General features: G+C 73.4%; 13 protein-coding genes and 1 tRNA gene. 8 read left to right on the top strand and 6 right to left on the bottom strand.

Annotation, left to right across the window (positions count from 1 at the left end; genetic code table 11):
* Nucleotides 1–51: 51 nt before the first annotated feature.
* Nucleotides 52–738: a TetR/AcrR family transcriptional regulator gene (locus GA0070558_RS06525; RefSeq protein WP_091277171.1), complete on the bottom strand. Its 687-nt coding sequence runs from the start codon at nt 736–738 to the stop codon at nt 52–54.
* A 293-nt stretch (nt 739–1,031) separates the two neighbouring features.
* Between GA0070558_RS06525 and GA0070558_RS06520 the strand changes: the two genes are divergently transcribed.
* Nucleotides 1,032–2,612: a right-handed parallel beta-helix repeat-containing protein gene (locus tag GA0070558_RS06520; protein ID WP_256091789.1), complete on the top strand. Its 1,581-nt coding sequence runs from the start codon at nt 1,032–1,034 to the stop codon at nt 2,610–2,612.
* Nucleotides 2,613–2,695: 83 nt separating this feature from the next.
* On the opposite strand, the gene GA0070558_RS06515 is transcribed toward GA0070558_RS06520, so the two are convergent.
* The 4 genes from GA0070558_RS06515 to GA0070558_RS06500 all read right to left on the bottom strand — a co-directional run bounded on the left by GA0070558_RS06515 (nt 2,696) and on the right by GA0070558_RS06500 (nt 5,240).
* Nucleotides 2,696–2,767: transfer RNA gene (locus GA0070558_RS06515), tRNA-Arg, on the bottom strand.
* A gap of 65 nt (nt 2,768–2,832) precedes the next feature.
* Nucleotides 2,833–3,525, bottom strand: a complete 693-nt coding sequence (locus GA0070558_RS06510; RefSeq protein WP_043966008.1) for a winged helix-turn-helix domain-containing protein — start codon at nt 3,523–3,525, stop codon at nt 2,833–2,835.
* Between the two features lie 193 nt (nt 3,526–3,718).
* A complete protein-coding gene (locus GA0070558_RS06505) occupies nt 3,719–4,396 on the bottom strand; it encodes a DUF305 domain-containing protein (protein WP_091276827.1) in 678 nt (225 codons plus the stop codon).
* Between the two features lie 28 nt (nt 4,397–4,424).
* On the bottom strand, nt 4,425–5,240 hold the full coding sequence (locus GA0070558_RS06500) for a thioredoxin-like domain-containing protein (RefSeq protein ID WP_091276823.1): 816 nt from the start codon (nt 5,238–5,240) through the stop codon (nt 4,425–4,427).
* A 99-nt stretch (nt 5,241–5,339) separates the two neighbouring features.
* On the opposite strand from GA0070558_RS06500, the gene argS reads away from it, so the two are divergent.
* From argS to GA0070558_RS06465, 7 genes are all read left to right on the top strand, one after another.
* The gene (gene argS / locus GA0070558_RS06495; protein WP_091276821.1) at nt 5,340–7,004 is read left to right on the top strand and encodes an arginine--tRNA ligase; all 1,665 of its coding nucleotides are present in this window, start codon (nt 5,340–5,342) and stop codon (nt 7,002–7,004) included.
* 1 nt (nt 7,005) lies between these two features.
* Nucleotides 7,006–8,391 (top strand): diaminopimelate decarboxylase, encoded by a 1,386-nt coding sequence (gene lysA / locus GA0070558_RS06490; RefSeq protein WP_043966013.1) that lies wholly within the window; start codon nt 7,006–7,008, stop codon nt 8,389–8,391.
* Between the two features lie 8 nt (nt 8,392–8,399).
* Nucleotides 8,400–9,707, top strand: a complete 1,308-nt coding sequence (locus GA0070558_RS06485) for a homoserine dehydrogenase (protein WP_043966014.1) — start codon at nt 8,400–8,402, stop codon at nt 9,705–9,707.
* A gap of 177 nt (nt 9,708–9,884) precedes the next feature.
* A complete protein-coding gene (gene thrC / locus GA0070558_RS06480; RefSeq protein ID WP_077938522.1) occupies nt 9,885–10,934 on the top strand; it encodes a threonine synthase in 1,050 nt (349 codons plus the stop codon).
* 159 nt (nt 10,935–11,093) lie between these two features.
* Nucleotides 11,094–14,339: an efflux RND transporter permease subunit gene (locus tag GA0070558_RS06475; RefSeq protein ID WP_091276819.1), complete on the top strand. Its 3,246-nt coding sequence runs from the start codon at nt 11,094–11,096 to the stop codon at nt 14,337–14,339.
* Between the two features lie 157 nt (nt 14,340–14,496).
* Nucleotides 14,497–15,318 (top strand): polysaccharide deacetylase family protein, encoded by an 822-nt coding sequence (locus GA0070558_RS06470; RefSeq protein ID WP_077938524.1) that lies wholly within the window; start codon nt 14,497–14,499, stop codon nt 15,316–15,318.
* A gap of 11 nt (nt 15,319–15,329) precedes the next feature.
* Nucleotides 15,330–16,571 carry an MFS transporter gene (locus GA0070558_RS06465; RefSeq protein ID WP_091276816.1) on the top strand — a complete coding sequence of 414 codons (1,242 nt, stop codon included), beginning with the start codon at nt 15,330–15,332 and terminating at the stop codon, nt 16,569–16,571.
* Here the strand turns inward: GA0070558_RS06465 and GA0070558_RS06460 are convergent.
* Nucleotides 16,490–16,906 (bottom strand): hypothetical protein, encoded by a 417-nt coding sequence (locus GA0070558_RS06460; RefSeq protein ID WP_077938526.1) that lies wholly within the window; start codon nt 16,904–16,906, stop codon nt 16,490–16,492. The two genes, GA0070558_RS06465 and GA0070558_RS06460, sit on opposite strands and share 82 nt — an antisense overlap.
* Nucleotides 16,907–16,982 lie beyond the last annotated feature (76 nt).

Genomic DNA, 16,982 nt, shown 5'->3' with positions numbered 1-16,982 from the left:
ACGAACGCGTTCGACGCGGGCATGGAAAGCCGCCGTGCGGCCGGGGAGGGGTCAGTCGCCGCCCCGGCCGGCGGCGAGGCCGTCGAGCAGGGTGCTGAACGCCCACCGCACCCGCTGTTCGCCGGTGCCGGAGAACAGCTCGTCGCGGGCGCGGTGGAGGTGGGGGTGGTTGCCCGGATCGGCGTCGCGCACGGCCGACACCTGCTGGCGTACCTCGCCGTCGGCGTCGGCCGACCCGTCCCGGGTGCCCTGTTCGGCGGCCGTGGCCGTGGCGTGCTGCAGCAGCAGGTCGACGCCCCAGGCCGCCTGCCGCACGGGGATGCCGCCGGCGTGCAGCAGGCCCAGCACCGCATCGACCAGCCGCAGGTAGTGCGGCCCGGAGGGGCGCAGCACCAGCGCCGACCGGGCCAGGCCCGGATGACCCATCAGGATCCGGGTGTACGCGTCGAGCAGGCCGATCACGTCCTCGCGCCAGCGCCCGGCGTCGTCGGCGGACGGCAGCGGAAGGTCCGCGATCAGCGCGTCGAGCAGGGCGGCGTGCATCTCGGCCAGGTTGTCGACGTAGACGTACAGCGACGCCGGGCCGGTGTCGAGCTCCGCCGCCAGCCGGCGCATGGTGACCCGCTCCAGGCCCTCCTCGCGCATGACACGCAGGGCGACGCTCACCACGCCGTCCCTGCTCAGCGGCGGCTTGGCGGGGCGGTCGCGGCGACTCACGGGGACGCGCCGAGGGCTCATGAACGCGATCGTAACGAACATGTTCGTCGACTGGCAAGGGCGCCCCCGCGACGGGCCGTCCCGGCCGGTCCGCGACGGCGCGGGCGGGCCGGGACGGAAGCCTTGCTTTCATTGATGAGCTTTGGCATCCTCCACGTGGAAAGCGCTTTCCAGTGCTGGTGTCTCCGGGCGACGCCGGCACCGGCCACGCCTGCGCCCCGGCCGCACGCTGTCGATCGACGGCCGGCCGTGCGCCCGGCCCGGCCAACCCGGGCATCCCGTCCCGCGACCAGTTCGATCCCCTGGAGACCCCCATGCGCCTCAGCTCCATGATCGCCGCGACCGGCCTGCTGGCCGGCGCGCTCGTCGTGCTACCCCAGGCGGCGCAGGCCGCCCCCGTCCGGTACGAGGCCGAGACCTCCCCGGCGGTGTGCACCGGCACCGTCGACGCGGACTGGGCCGGCTACTCCGGCAGCGGCTTCTGCAACGCCACCAACGCCGTCGGCGCGTACGCCCAGTTCACGGTGACCGCCGCCGCTGCCGGCGCGGCGACGGTGCAGATCCGGTTCGCCAACGGCGCCACGACGGTCCGGTCGGCGGACCTGGTCGTCAACGGCGCGACCGTGCAGAACCTCGCGTTCGAGGGCACCGGCGCCTGGAGCACGTGGGTGACCAGGACGGTGTCGGTGAACCTGACCGCCGGCAGCAACACCGTCCGGCTCACCCCGACCGTCTCGGCCGGCCTGCCCAACGTGGACTACCTCGACGTCGACGCGGGCACCACGACGCCGCCCCCGGCGACGAACGCGCTCTACGTGGCCACCAACGGCGACGACGGCAACCCGGGCACCCTGGCCGCCCCGCTGCGCAGCATCCAGCGCGCGGTCGACCTCGCCCAACCCGGCCACACCATCTACCTGCGGGGCGGCACGTACGCGCCGAGCACCAACCTCCAGCTGCTCAAGAACGGCACGTCGAGCCAGCCGATCACCATGCGCAACTACGGCACCGAGCGGGTGGTCATCGACGGCGAGAACATGCCGCACACCCCCGCGCCGGTGGGCGGCAGCATCCCCCGCGCCGAGCGGGGCGCGATCCACATCGAGGGCGACTGGTGGCGGCTGGCCGGGTTGGAGATCGTCCACGGCCCGTACGCGGTGTTCGCGCTCGACGTCAACAACACCGTCTTCGACCGCCTGGTGACCCGGGACAACTACGAGTCCGGCATCCAGATCCAGGGCGCGTCGAGCAACAACCAGGTCGTCAACCTCGACTCGTACGGCAACCGTGACCCCCGCAAGAACGGGGAGAGCGCCGACGGCCTGGCCATCAAGGAGGGCTCCGGCACCGGCAACGTGGTGCGGGGCGCCCGGCTGTGGAACAACTCCGACGACGGGCTGGACTTCTGGATGTTCGAGTCGCCCATCCTGCTGGAGAACAGCCTGGCCTGGGGCAACGGCTTCAACCGCTGGAACCTGCCGGACTACACCGGCGACGGCAACGGCTTCAAGCTGGGCGGCAACGGCGTGGCGGCCAACCACACCGTGCGCAACAGCATGGCGTGGGGCAATGCCGTCGGCGGCTTCATCGACAACAACAACCCCGGCCGGCACACCATCGACCACTGCACCGCGTGGAACAACCCGGGGACCGGCTTCGACTTCAGCCGGTCCAGCAGCACGCTGACGAAGAACCTCGCCGTGGCCAACGGCACCGCCGCGTCGCTGGGCTCGACCTCCACCGGCAGCGGCAACTCGTGGAACATCGGCGGCACCTGGTCGCTGGCCAGCGCCGACCCGGGCACGATCACCGGGCCGCGCACCGCCGACGGCTCGATCCCGTCGTCGACCTTCCTGCGCCCGGCCAACGGCGCCGACGTGGGCGCCCGCTTCTAGCCGACAGGAGAAGGCCGGAGACACGACGAAGGCCGCTGACCTGATCGATCCTGGTCAGCGGCCTTCGTGTTGCTCATCCGAGGTGCCCCCGGCAGGATTCGAACCTGCGCCCCCGCCTCCGGAGGGCGGTGCTCTATCCCCTGAGCTACGGGGGCTCAGCGACGGGAGAAGACTAGCAAACGTCCCCACCGAACGCCGAATCGGTATCCGGCCCGGCGGGTCAGGCCGCGATCGCCCGTCCGCAGCTCGGCAGCGGGTGCAGGACGATCCGCCGGGGCAGCCGGCGCGGCCACTCGTTCTTCGGCCAGGAGCCGTCGACGATGACGTGCACCGGGTTCTCCTCGGCCCCGCTGAGCCGCAGCACGAAGTCGCGGGGCAGCGGCGGGTCGACCGACGGGGTGGTGATCATGAAGCGGACCCGGCCCCGGGACGACACGGCGGAGACCACGTCGGCCGCCGGCATCGTGCCGCGCAGCCGCACCCGGCCCAGCCAGTAGACCTCGGCGAGGTGCTCCTGGGCGGCCCGGGTGATCGCCGGGTACTCCAGGCGTACCCAGCGCTCGACCGCGCCGACGCAGAGCCCGCAGGCGCGCTCGCGCGGCTCGCGCGGACCCAACCCCCAGGCCCGCAGGTACGCCCCGACGGCGCCCGCGTCGGCCCGGGGGTCGAAGCGGCGCTGGACGAGCGTGGTGAGGCTCTGCCGCGTCCACAGCTCCTCGTCCAGGCCGAACTCGTCGGGGTGGACGCCGCGCAGGACGTCGATCAGCTCCAGTTCCTGTTCGCGGCTGAGGGCTCCCGGCTCGCCCTGCCGCTGTCCGCGACGGACGGCTGCCACCGTCCCGTCACCGCCGATGGTGTGGCGTCGGCACCAGCTGGTGACCGACCGCCGTGCGTCTCTGAGTGCAACCCCCACGTCCTGCGCAACGAGCCCGAATCGCAACTGGTCACGATATGTGGGTAGAAAACTCTCTCAAGCTGGCCAAAGGGTCGGATGGCTTCTAAACGGACACAGCTCGCCGGCAGAACGTGAGCGGACACGGGAAAGGCCCGCGCCGTCGCCGGGTTCGGCGGGAGGCACGGGCCCTTCGGATGTCGCGGTGCGGCGGTCAGCCCTTCGCGAGCCGGTCGCGCGCGGCCGTGAGGTTGGTCAGGTCGGTCTGCTGCGTGTTCTTCATCGTCTGGGCCACCCGCACGACCTCGGGGTCGTCGCTGGCGTCCAGGATGCCGTCGATCATGTGGACCCCGCCCAGGTGGTGCTGGATCATCAGCTCCAGGAAGAGGACGTCCTTCTCCCGGCCCTGGGGGGTGTCCCGCAGCTTCGCCATCTGTTCCGGGGTGGCCATCCCCGGCATCAGGCCGTTCTTCATCGACGCCGTGCCGTCGGGCATCCACGCCATCCGCGGCTGCGACCCGGTCGGGTCGAGCCCCCAGGAGCGCAGCCACGTCTGCATGGTGCCGATCTCGCCCTGCTGGCCGGTGGCGATGTCGCCGCCGATGCTGACCACCTCGGCGTCGGTGCCCTGCTGGAACGCGATCAGCCCCATCTCCACCGCCTGGGCGTGGTGGGTGGTCATGTCCCGGGCGAAGCCCGCCTCAGCCGAGGCGTCACCCGGCCGGGTGAGCTTCGGCGTGAGCAGGCCGCCCGCGTACCCGAGGAGGAGGCCGACCACGACGGCGGCGACCACCGCCAGCGTGCCGAACCGGCGCGCGGTCGTCGGCCCGCCGTCGCCATCGGCCGCCGGGGCCTCGGCCGTGTCGGGTTCCGTCGTCGTGGGTGCGGTCATCGGGGTCCTCGTCCCTGGCGGTGTCGGGTCACTGGGTGGGCATCGGGGCGCCGTCACGCGGCGTGGTGCCGGTGGCGGTGATGCCCGGCTCGCCGCAGTTGGCGGTGGGACCCTCGATGGAGGCGTTCACCCGCAGCGTCTTGATGAACTCGTCGATCCGGCTGTCGTCGGCGTTGTCCACCTTGAGCTGGTAGCCCCAGGCCTGGAGGGAGATCGGCTTGTCCTGCCCCTCGAACGGGCTGAGCATCAGCTTTTCCTGGCCCTCGACCTTGCTCTTGAGCTTGGCCACCTCGTCGGCCGGCAGGTCCGGGCGGTAGGTGATCCACACCGCGCCGTGCTCCAGGCTGTGCACCGCGTGCTCGTTGGCGATCGGGGCGTCGTAGACGTTGCCCATGCAGTTCTGCCAGGTCGCGTTGTGCGGGCCGGCCACCGGCGGGGACTGCGCGTACTTGATCGAGCCCGGCTGGTGGTTGCTGCCCTTGACCAGATCCGGGTCCGTCTTGCGGAAGTTGACGATGCCGCTGATGTCGGCGGCCCGGTCCTCCCACGGCTTGGAGCCCTGGAACGTCGCCCAGGCGCCGAAGCCGATGATGCCGACGGCGAGCACGCCGACTGCCGTGAACAGCGCGATCGGGCCCCACGAGCGGCCCTGGCTCACCTTCACCGGTGCGATCGGCTTGCGGGGGCCCTTGCCCTTGCCGCCCGCCGAGGTGCGTGGGGCGTCGCCCGTCGACTTGCCGGCCCCGGCCTTGGCGCCGGCCGCCGGCCGGCCCGCCGCCGGCTTCTTGCCGGTGGTGACCACGGTCGGACGGCGCTCCGGGCCGCCCGGGGTGCTGATGCTCATCGTGCCTCGTCAGGTCGGTCGGTCAGAGTGGGTGGCGGACGGTGTTCACGCGCAGGGTGGCCGCCGAGTGACCGAGTCTACCCCCGATAACATGGTTCGGTGACTCCCGCAGAACTGGCCGAGGTCGTCCTCTCCGCAGCCCACGCAGTCTTCGCCGACCGGGGCCTGGACAGCTCCGCGCTCCCGGGGCGCACCGCCGTCGAGCGACCGCGCAACCCGGAGCACGGCGACTACGCCTCGACGCTCGCCCTCCAGCTGAGCAAGAAGGTGGGCGTGCCGCCGCGCGAGCTGGCCACGGCGCTGGCCGAGCAGCTCGGCCGGGCCGCCGGGGTCAAGTCGGTGGAGATCGCGGGGCCGGGCTTCCTCAACATCCGGCTCGACGCCGCCGCCGCCGGCCAGCTCGCCCGGTCGATCGTCGAGGCCGGCCCGGCGTACGGCACCGGCACGGCCCTCGCCGGCCAGAAGATCAACCTGGAGTTCGTCTCGGCCAACCCGACCGGCCCGGTGCACATCGGCGGGGTCCGCTGGGCCGCCGTCGGCGACGCGCTGAGCCGGCTGCTGCGCGCGACCGGCGCCGACGTGGGCACGGAATACTACTTCAACGACGCCGGCTCCCAGATCGACCGGTTCGCCCGGTCCCTGCTGGCCGCCGCGAAGGGCGAGCCCGCCCCGGAGGACGGCTACGGCGGCGCGTACATCGCGGAGATCGCCACCGAGGTCCGCAGCCGCCGGCCCGACGTGCTGGAGCTGGGCGACGCCGCCGCGCAGGAGGTGTTCCGGGCCGAGGGCGTCGAGCTGATGTTCGAGGAGATCAGGTCCTCGCTGCGTGACTTCGGGGTGGAGTTCGACACCTACTTCAACGAGAAGGACCTGCACGACCGGGGCGAGCTGGACCACGCCCTGGCCCGGCTGCGCGAGCAGGGCCACCTCTACGAGGCCGACGGGGCCACCTGGCTGCGCACCACCGACTTCGGCGACGACAAGGACCGGGTGCTGCGCAAGTCCAACGGCGAGTGGACGTACTTCGCCGCCGACTGCGCGTACTACCTCGACAAGCGCGAGCGTGGCTTCGACCGCGTGGTGATCATGCTGGGCGCCGACCACCACGGCTACATCGGCCGGATGAAGGCGATGTCCGCCTGCTTCGGCGACGACCCGGCCGTCAACCTGGAGATCCTGATCGGCCAGCTCGTCAACCTGGTCCGCGACGGGCAGCCGGTGCGGATGAGCAAGCGGGCCGGCACCGTGGTCACCCTGGAGGACCTGGTCGACGCGATCGGCGTGGACGCCTCTCGGTACGCGCTGGCCCGCTACTCCAGCGACTCCCCGATCGACATCGACGTGGAGCTGTGGACCCGGGCCACCCGCGACAACCCGGTCTACTACGTGCAGTACGTGGCGGCGCGCACCGCCAGCGTGGGCCGCAACGCGGCCGAGGTGGGGCTGACCCGGGGCGACGGCGAGGCGTTCCGCCCCGAGCTGCTCTCCCACGACAAGGAGAACGACTTGCTCAAGGCGCTCGCCGAGTTTCCCGCCGTGGTGGCCACCGCCGCCGAGCTGCGGGAGCCGCACCGGGTGGCCCGCTACCTGGAGGAGCTGGCCGGGGCGTACCACCGGTTCTACGACAACTGCCGGATCCTGCCGCGCGGCGAGGAGGAGGTCACCGACCTGCACCGGGCCCGGCTCTGGCTCAACGACGCCACCCGCACGGTGATCGCCAACGGGCTGCGCCTGCTGGGCGTGTCCGCCCCCGAGAGGATGTGACATGCGGGCTCACGAGGCCGGTGCGCTGCACGGCGACATCGGCAGCCGGGGGCCGGCGTGGCTGCGTACCCCGGTCGACGTCAACGCCCTGGTGCCGCCGCTCTGGCCGCGCACGGTGACCCGGGCCGCCGACGGCGCGCTCGCCGTCGGCGGGCTCGGCGTGCGCGAGATCGCGGCCGAGTTCGGCACCCCGGTGTACGTGCTCGACGAGGACGACCTGCGCTCGCGCTGCCGCGACTTCCGGGCGGCCTTCCCCGACGCCGACGTCTACTACGCGGGCAAGGCGTTCCTGTGCCGGGCGGTGGTGCGGATGATCGCCGAGGAGGGGCTCTTCCTCGACGTGTGCACCGGCGGCGAGCTGGCCACCGCGCTGTCGGCCGGGATGCCGGCGGAGCGGATCGGCTTCCACGGCAACAACAAGTCGGTGGCGGAGCTGACCCGGGCGCTGGACGCGGGGGTGGGGCGGATCGTCCTCGACTCGTTCACCGAGATCGACCGGCTCACCGCGCTGGCCCGCGAGCGCGGGGTCCGCCCCGGCGTGCTGATCCGGGTCACCGTCGGCGTGGAGGCGCACACCCACGAGTTCATCGCCACCGCGCACGAGGACCAGAAGTTCGGCTTCTCGCTGGCCGGCGGGGCGGCTGCCGCCGCCGCGTTCAAGGTCATCGACGAGGGCGTGCTGGACCTGCGCGGCCTGCACTCGCACATCGGCTCGCAGATCTTCGACGCCAGCGGGTTCGAGGTCTCCGCCCGTCGGGTGCTCGCCCTGCAGGCGCAGATCCGCGACGCCCGGGGCGTCGAGCTGCCCGAGCTGGACCTGGGCGGCGGCTTCGGCATCGCGTACACGACCCAGGACGACCCGGCGACCCCGCAGGAACTGGCCAAGCGGCTGCGCAAGATCGTCGACGGGGAGTGCGCCGCCGAGCGGCTGGCCGTGCCGCGCCTGTCCATCGAGCCCGGCCGGGCCATCGTCGGCCCGGCGGTGTTCACGCTCTACGAGGTCGGCACGGTCAAGAACGTCGACGGCATCCGCACCTACGTGAGCGTGGACGGGGGGATGAGCGACAACATCCGCACCGCCCTCTACGACGCGTCGTACTCGGCGACGCTGGCCTCCCGGGCCTCGACCGCCGAGCCGCTGCTCGCCCGCGTGGTGGGAAAGCACTGTGAGTCCGGGGACATCGTGGTGAAGGATGAATTCCTGCCCGCTGACGTGCAGGCCGGAGATCTTGTCGCGGTGCCCGGGACGGGTGCCTACTGCCGGAGCATGGCCAGCAACTACAACCACGTGCCCCGCCCCGCGGTGGTGGCGGTGCGCGCCGGCCGGGCGCGACTGATCGTCCGGCGGGAGACGGAAGAGGACCTGCTCGCATTGGATGTCGGATGACCTCACCTGTGCGCTTGGCGCTGCTCGGCTGCGGAACGGTCGGCAGCGAGGTGGTGCGGCTGCTGCACGAGCAGTCGGCCGACCTCGCGGCCCGCATCGGCGCCCCCCTGGAGATCGCCGGCATCGCCGTGCGCCGGCTCGGCCGGGACCGGGGCGACCTGCCGGTCGACGAGGCGCTGTTCACGACCGACCCGCTCGGCCTGATCAAGCGGGACGACGTCGACGTGGTGATCGAGGTCGTCGGCGGCATCGAGCCGGCCCGGGGCTGGCTCGTCGAGGCGCTGCGGGCGGGCAAGAGCGTGGTCACCGCCAACAAGGCGCTGCTCGCCGAGGACGGCCCGGCCCTGCACGACGCGGCGGCCGAGGGCGGTGCCGACCTCTACTACGAGGCGTCGGTCGCCGGGGCCATCCCGCTGCTGCGCCCGCTGCGCGACTCGCTGCACGGCGACCGGGTCAACCGGGTCACCGGCATCGTCAACGGCACCACCAACTTCATCCTCTCCGCGATGGACGCCACCGGTGCCGGCTTCGCCGAGGCCCTGGAGGAGGCCACCGAGCTGGGCTACGCCGAGGCCGACCCGACCGCCGACGTGGAGGGCTTCGACGCGGCGGCCAAGGCGGCGATCCTCGCCTCGCTGGCGTTCCACACCCGGGTCACCGCCGCCGACGTGCACCGCGAGGGGATCACCGAGGTCACCGCCGCCGACGTGGCCAGCGCCAAGGCGATGGGATGCACGATCAAGCTGCTCTGCATCGCCGCCCGGGGCCGCGACGCCGCCGGCCGGGAGACGGTCAGCGTGCGGGTGCACCCGGCGATGATCCCCCTGACCCACCCGCTGGCCAGCGTCGGCGACGCGTTCAACGCGGTCTTCGTCGAGGCCGAGGCGGCCGGGCAGCTCATGTTCTACGGCCGGGGCGCGGGTGGCGCGCCGACCGCCAGCGCCGTGCTCGGCGACGTGGTGGCGGTGGCCCGCAACCGCCTCGCCGGGGTGCGCGCGCCCAGCGAGTCGGCGTACGCGGATCTCGCCGTGCGGCCGATGGGGGAGGCCCTGACGCGCTACCACATCAGCCTCGACGTGGCCGACCGTCCGGGCGTGCTCGCGGCGGTGGCCGGGGTGTTCGCCCGGCACGACGTGTCCATCGCCACGGTCCGGCAGGGCTCGGCGGACGGCCCGGCCGGCTCCGGCGACGCCGAGCTGGTCATCGTCACCCACGTCGCGCCGGACGCCGCGCTCGCCGCCACCGTGGAGGAGCTGCGCGGGCTGGACATCGTGCGGTCGGTGGCGAGCGTGCTGCGGGTCGAGGGCGGGGCCTGACGCGGCTGGTCCGCCGGGCCCCGTCGGCCCCCGCCGTGGCGGCGGGCACGCCACGGCGCGCGCGTCCGCGTCTCGCCTGGTGGTTACGCTCAGGTGCGGCGTGCGCCGGTCGGCGAGGCTGGTCCACGCTGGGTGTGCCCGGCCTGTCGGCGGGGCGGTAGAGGTGAGGAGAGCGACATGTGGCGGGGTCTGATCGAGACGTACCGGGACCGGCTGCCCGTCACCGACGCCACCCCGGTCGTCACCCTGCACGAGGGGAACACCCCGCTGCTGCCCGCGCCGGTGCTCTCCGCCCGGCTCGGCTGTGACGTCTACCTCAAGGTCGAGGGGGCCAACCCGACCGGCTCGTTCAAGGACCGGGGCATGACGGTCGCGGTCTCCAAGGCCGTCGAGCACGGCGACAAGGCGATCATCTGCGCCTCGACCGGCAACACGAGCGCCTCCGCCGCCGCGTACGCGGCCCGCGCCGGGATCACCTGTGCGGTGCTGGTGCCGCAGGGCAAGATCGCGCTGGGCAAGCTGGCCCAGGCGCTGGTGCACGGCGCGCGGCTGCTCCAGGTCACCGGCAACTTCGACGACTGCCTGGCGCTGGCCGCCAAGCTCGCCCAGGACTACCCGGTCGCGCTGGTCAACTCGGTCAACCCCGACCGCCTGCAGGGGCAGAAGACGGCCGCGTTCGAGATCGTCGAGGCGCTCGGCGACGCGCCCGACATCCACTGCCTGCCGGTCGGCAACGCCGGCAACATCTCCGCCTACTGGATGGGCTACTCGGAGGACCTGCGCGCCGGCAACGCCACGAAGGCCCCGAAGATGTACGGCTTCCAGGCCGCCGGGGCCGCCCCGATCGTCACCGGTCAGGTGGTGCACGAGCCGTCGACCATCGCCACCGCGATCCGGATCGGCAACCCGGCGAGCTGGACGAAGGCCGTCGACGCCCGGGACGCCTCCGGCGGCCTGATCGCCGCCGTCAGCGACCGGGAGATCCTGGCCGCCTACCGGCTGCTGGCCCGCGAGGTCGGCGCGTTCGTCGAGCTGGGCAGCGCGGCCAGCGTCGCCGGGCTGCTCCAGCAGGCCGCCGCCGGCAAGGTGCCGGCCGGTTCGACGGTCGTCTGCACGGTCACCGGGCACGGCCTGAAGGACCCGGAGTGGGCCATCTCCACGGCTCCCGCACCGATCACCATCGGCAACGACGCCCTCGCCGCCGCCCGCTCCCTCGACCTGGCCTGAGCCCGCGCCGGGCGGCGGCCCGCCCACGTGCGGCGACGGGCGCGACACGCCGCCGGGGCGGGGCGGCGCGACCCCTGGCCCGGCCGGGATGATTGCGTCGGGCACACTCTTCGTTACCGAGCTGTCCCGCCCTTCTCTTCCCAGGAGTGAGCCACGCCGATGTCGCTGCTCGCCAGATTCAGCCTCGCCAACCGAGGGCTGGTCGCCCTCATCGCGGTGGTCACGACGCTGTTCGGTCTGTTCGCCGTCCCGTCGTTGAAGCAGCAACTCCTGCCGTCGCTGGAGTTCCCGGGCGCGTTCGTCGTGGCGGTCTACCCCGGCGCCGCGCCCGAGATCGTCGAGTCGCAGGTCACCGAGCCGATCGAGAACAGCATCCAGGGCATCCCCGGGCTGGAGAAGGTCACCTCCACCTCCCGCGAGGGCTCGGCCACCGTCCAGGTGGAGTTCACGTTCGGCACCGACCTGGACAACGTGGTCAACAAGATGGAGACCGCGCTGAACCGGATCGACAGCCAGCTCCCCGAGGGCGTCGACCCGCAGGTCCTCACCGGCACCACCGACGACCTCCCGGCCGTGGTGATCGCCGCGTCGGGCGGCGGCGACGAGCGGGCGCTGGCCGACCGGCTGCGCGACACCGTGGTGCCGGAGCTGGAGGGCATCGACGGGGTTCGCACCGTCGCCGTGACCGGCACCCGGGAGCAGGTCGTCACCGTCACCCCGGATCCGGCGAAGCTGGCCGCCGCGAAGCTCGCGCCGACCGCGATCGGCACGGCCCTGAAGACCAACGGCGTCGCCGTGCCGGCCGGCGCGGTCAGCGACGGGTCGCGGGCCCTCACCGTCCAGGTGGGTACGCCGATCCGCTCCGTCGACGACCTCAAGGGCATCGTGCTCACCTCGACCGCGCCGAAGGCGGCCCCGGTGAAGCTCGGCGACGTGGCGGCCGTGGAGCAGCAGCTCGCCCCGGCCACCTCGTTCACCCGCACCAACGGCCGGGACAGCCTCGGCATCGCCGTCACGGCCGCACCGGACGGCAACGCCGTCGAGATCTCCCACGAGATCCGCGACCGCCTCGCCGACCTGCGCTCGGCCTCCGGCGCGGACCTGACCGTCGTGTTCGACCAGGCCCCGTTCGTGGAGAAGTCCATCGAGAGCCTCACCACCGAGGGCCTGCTGGGCCTGGTCATGGCGGTCGTGGTGATCCTGGTCTTCCTGCTGTCGGTGCGCTCCACCGTGGTCACGGCCGTGTCGATCCCGCTGTCGGTGCTGGTGGCGCTCATCGCGCTCTGGGCCGGCGACTACTCGCTCAACCTGCTCACCCTCGGCGCGTTGACCATCGCGGTCGGCCGGGTGGTCGACGACTCGATCGTCGTGCTGGAGAACATCAAACGCCACCTGGAGTACGGCGAGCCGAAGCGGCAGGCGATCCTCACGGCGGTCCGCGAGGTGGCCGGCGCGGTGACCGCGTCGACGCTGACCACGGTGGCCGTGTTCGCCCCGATCGCGCTGGTCGGCGGCTTCGTCGGGCAGCTCTTCGCGCCGTTCGCGATCACCGTGACGGTGGCCCTGCTCGCCTCGCTGCTGGTCTCGCTCACGGTGATCCCGGTGCTGGCCTACTGGTTCCTCAAGCCCGGGCGGGTCGCCGACGAGGCTGCCCGCCGGGCCGCCGAGGAGAAGGAGCTGCGCAGCCCGCTCCAGCGGGGCTACCTGCCGGTGATCGGGTTCGCCACCCGCAGCCGGGGGACCCGCTGGATCACCGTCGGGCTGGGGCTGGTGGTGCTGCTCGGCACCTTCGTCCTGTCCGGCGCGCTCAAGACCAACTTCCTGGACGACTCCGGCCAGGACACCCTGACCATCACCCAGCAGCTCCCGGCGGGCAGTGGGCTGGCCGCCACGGACCAGGCGGCCCGCCAGGTCGAGTCGGTGCTCGACCGGGCCGAGGGCGTCGAGACGTACCAGGTCAGCGCCGGGGGCAGCGACCAGCCGTGGGCGGGCGGCGGCGGCAACAACGCCGCCACCTTCTCCGTGACGCTCGACGGCGAGACCGACGTGGCCGAGGTGAAGCGGGCGCTGCGCCGCGAGTTCGACTCTCTCGGCGCCTCCGTCGGCGAGCTGAGCTTCGGCGGCGCCGAGGCCGGCGGGTCGACCAACCAGCTCGAGGTCGTCGTGCAGGCGGCCGACACCGAGGTGCTGGCCCGGGCGGCCGAGCAGGCGCGGGCCGCCATGGCCGGCACGGCCGACGTCGAGGACGTCTCGACCAGCCTGGCCGAGCGGGTGCCGCGGGTGGACGTGACCGTGGACCGGCTGGCCGCGGCGAAGGCGGGGCTCACCGAGGCCGCCGTCGGGCAGCTCGTCGCCCAGGTCTACCGGGGCACCCCGCTGGGGCAGGTCACCTTCGACGGCGGCCAGCAGGACGTGGTGCTGCGCTCCGGCGCGCAGCCGCCGCTGACGGTGGAGGAGCTGCGGGCACTGCGGGTCGGCCCGGTCAAGCTGGACGACATCGCCGACATCACCCAGGCCGAGGGGCCGCAGCAGGTGACCCGCATCGACGGGGAGCGCAGCGTCACGGTCACCGGCACGGCGACCGGCGCCAACCTCGGCGCGACCACCGAGGAGCTCCAGCGGAAGCTGGACGACATCGACGTCCCCGGCGCGACCATCAGCATCGGCGGCGTCAGCGCCGACCAGGCGGACGCGTTCGCCGACCTGGGGCTGGCCGTGCTCGCGGCCATCGCGATCGTGTTCCTGATCATGGTGGCGACGTTCCGCAGCCTGACCCAGGCGCTGATCCTGTTGATCTCCGTGCCGTTCGCGGCGACCGGCGCGATCGGCCTGCTGCTGGTCACCGGCACCCCGCTGGGCGTGCCGGCGCTGATCGGCGTGCTCATGCTGGTCGGCATCGTGGTGACCAACGCCATCGTGCTGCTGGATCTGATCAACCAGTACCGGGCGCAGGGCATGGGCGTCGGCGAGGCGGTGGTCGAGGGCGGCCGGCGTCGGTTGCGCCCGATCCTGATGACCGCCGTCGCGACGATCTTCGCGCTGCTGCCGATGGCGTTCGGCCTGACCGGGGAGGGCGGCTTCATCTCCAAGCCGCTGGCGATCGTGGTGATCGGTGGCCTGCTCAGCTCCACCCTGCTCACCCTGATCCTGGTCCCGACCCTGTACACGATGGTGGAGAACACCAAGGAGTCGCTGCGGGCCCGCCGGCAGCGTCGCCGGGGCGTACCGCCGGCGGAGTCCACGGGCGACGGCCCGGCGCCGGCCGACGAGCCCGTGCCCGCCGCCGCGCCGGCCGCTCCCGCCCGGCCCGCGCCGTCGGCGGCCCTGGTGGACGGCACCGACCAGTTCGAGGTGCTGCGCCTGCCGAAGAGCCGGCAGTCGCCGTTGCCGCCGCCGGCCGACTAGCCGACGCGACCGCCCACGCCCCCGCCGGGTTCCACTCCGGCGGGGGCGTTCGCGTGTCCGGCCGCGTCGCGCATCCGACCGGGTACGGTGAGTCAGAGGTCGCATACTGACGGTATCGGGTCGCGCCGGGTGACCTGCTGTTGCGCGGGAGCGGGCCATGGCGGACGGCGCTGGCCGGTGGGGGCGACGGACGGTGCTGCGCCGTGCCGGGCTGCTCGCCGGGGGCGCGCTCGTCGGGGCCGGCGCCACGGTGCAGACCACCTGGATCGCCGACCGGCGGCTGCCCCTGGCCGGCGGCCCGGCCAGCGCCACCGTCGGCGGCGATCTGCAGCAGGTCGGCGACGGCGAGGTGTCGGTCGTCTGGGGGGCCCACACCGGCCAGCGGCTGGTGGCGCTCACCTTCGACGACGGCCCCCGCCCACAGTGGACCCCGATGGTGCTCGACACCCTGGAGCGGTATGCCGTGCCGGCCACGTTCTTCCTGGTCGGGCAGCGCGTCCGGCAGCACGCGGACCTGTTGCGCGGCCGGCTCGGCCGGCACGAGGTGGGCAACCACAGCTGGGCGCACCACGACCTGGCCCGGCACGACGCCGCCGAGGTCCACGACGACCTGAGCCGGGCGCACGACGCGATCGCCGAGGGCGTCGGGGTCGCCCCCCGGCTGCTGCGCCCCCCGTACGGGCACCTCGGCGGGGCGGTGCTGCACGCCGCCGCCCGGCTCGACTACCGGCTCGTGCTCTGGTCGTTCCAGATGGCCGAGGCGCGTTTCCCCGACGACCCGGCCGGGCACGCCCGGCGGATCGTGGCCGGGGTGCGACCGGGCACGATCCTGCTCGCCCACGACGTCGGGGACGCCCGTCGGCTGGTCGCCCTGCGCGGCCTGCCCGACATGATCACCGGGCTGCGGGGCCGCGGGTTCACCTTCGTCACCGTCTCCGAGCTGCTGCGGCAGGCGGGCGCGCCGCAGCCCGGCGGGTAGGCTTCCCGTACGTGTCTCCCACCCTCTCGGTCCTGGTCCGCAACCGCAGCTTCCGCAACCTCTTCCTCGCCGAGCTGGTGGTCTTCGGCGCGGACTGGTTCGTCATGGTGCCGCTGCTCGTCCTGCTGCCGAAGCTGACCGGCAGCGGGGTGTGGGGGGCCCTCGTGCTGGCCCTCGACACCGGAGTGGTGGCGCTGCTGCTGCCGTACACGGGGACGATCGCGGACCGGTTCGACCGCAAGAAGATCATGATGGCGGCCAACGTCGCCGCGCTGCTCGGCGTCCTGCTGCTGCTCGGCGTCCGGGGCGCGGGCACGGCCTGGCTGGCGATGGTGGCGATCGCCGTGGTGGCGGTGGCGAAGGCGTTCTACTCGCCGGCCGCCCAGGCCGCCCTGCCCAACGTCCTCGACCCCGAGGACCTGGCCGCCGGCAACGCGATCGCCGGCTCGGCCTGGGGCACCATGACCGTCGTCGGCGCGTCGCTGGGCGGCGTGCTCAGCGCCGCCGCCGGGCCGTACGCCTGCTTCTGGGTCGCCGCCGGCGGCCTGACGCTGGCGGCGGGCCTGGCCGGGCTGATCCGCCGCCCCCTGCAGGCCCCGCGCGACGCGGCCGTGCCCGCGCAGCGCACCTGGGCGGCCATCCGGGAGGCCCTCGGCTACATCGGGCACCGGCCCCGGGTGCTCGGCCTGGTCACGGTGAAGTCGGCGGTCGGCCTGGGCAACGGGGTGCTGACCGTCTTCCCGCTGCTCGCCGGCGTGTACGGGGTGGGCCCGATCGGTGTCGGCCTGCTCTTCGCGGTGCGCGGCGCGGGCGCACTGGTCGGACCGATCCTGATGCGACGGGTGCTGACCAACCGCGCCTGGCTGCTGCCCGGCCTCGCGCTGTCGATGTCGCTGTACGGCCTGGCCTACCTCGGCACGTCGGTGGCGAACTGGTTCCCGCTGGTGCTGGCGCTGGTGTTCGTGGCGCACTTCGCGGGCGGCAGCAACTGGGTGATGTCGAACTACGCCCTGCAGGGCGAGGTGCCGGACCGGCTGCGCGGGCGCGTCTTCGCCACCGACATGATGCTGGCCACCCTCGCGATCTCGGTGAGCCAGCTGGTGGTGGCCGGGGTGGTGGACCTGGTCGACGAGCGGGTGGTGCTGGCCGGCTGCGGCCTTGTCACCCTGGTCTACGCGCTGGGCTGGCGGGTCGCCACCCGGCGGCTGTCGCTGACCGACCCGGTCGCCGAGCCCACCCCGGCGGGGGCGTGAGGGGCGCGCCCGGTCAGCGCCCCGGCGATCACCAGGCCCAGCCCGGCGGGGTGCAGCAGGGAGAAGAGCAGGCCGACCGCCGCGCTGTAGCGGGCCACCGTGCCGGCGGGCAGCGACGACCACGCCGAGGAGTAGAGCCGGGGCAGGGCGACCAGCCAGGCGATGTTGAGCAGCGCGGTGACCAGCAGGATCCCGACGCCGGCCAGCAGCAGGGCCCGGGAGGGGCCGCGGAGTCGGTGGCGGCTCACGGCGGCCAGGACCAGGCCGGTCACCAGCACCAGCACGGTGGGCAGTTGCGTGGCCGTCTGCACGGCCGCGTACCCCAGGAATTCCACGCCGTTCCCCTCCCTGCGGACCCGTCGGCCGTCAGGCTAGCGAAGGGGGTCACGTCCCACGGGCCGGGCGGGACGC

Origin of the sequence: Micromonospora haikouensis (assembly GCF_900091595.1) — a bacterium.
Taxonomy (GTDB): Bacteria; Actinomycetota; Actinomycetes; order Mycobacteriales; family Micromonosporaceae; genus Micromonospora; species Micromonospora haikouensis.
Note: the sequence above shows the minus strand (reverse complement) of the source record. Positions and strands in the feature narration are given on the sequence as shown.

Bases quoted from the DNA above. Each gene is read 5' to 3' on its own strand.
- thrC (WP_077938522.1), top strand. From the start codon at position 9,885: ATGTGGCGGGGTCTGATCGAGACGTACCGGGACCGGCTGCCCGTCACC.
- GA0070558_RS06470 (WP_077938524.1), top strand. From the start codon at position 14,497: ATGGCGGACGGCGCTGGCCGGTGGGGGCGACGGACGGTGCTGCGCCGT.
- GA0070558_RS06505 (WP_091276827.1), bottom strand. From the start codon at position 4,396: ATGACCGCACCCACGACGACGGAACCCGACACGGCCGAGGCCCCGGCG.
- GA0070558_RS06475 (WP_091276819.1), top strand. From the start codon at position 11,094: ATGTCGCTGCTCGCCAGATTCAGCCTCGCCAACCGAGGGCTGGTCGCC.
- lysA (WP_043966013.1), top strand. From the start codon at position 7,006: ATGCGGGCTCACGAGGCCGGTGCGCTGCACGGCGACATCGGCAGCCGG.
- GA0070558_RS06520 (WP_256091789.1), top strand. From the start codon at position 1,032: ATGCGCCTCAGCTCCATGATCGCCGCGACCGGCCTGCTGGCCGGCGCG.
- GA0070558_RS06500 (WP_091276823.1), bottom strand. From the start codon at position 5,240: ATGAGCATCAGCACCCCGGGCGGCCCGGAGCGCCGTCCGACCGTGGTC.
- GA0070558_RS06525 (WP_091277171.1), bottom strand. From the start codon at position 738: ATGAGCCCTCGGCGCGTCCCCGTGAGTCGCCGCGACCGCCCCGCCAAG.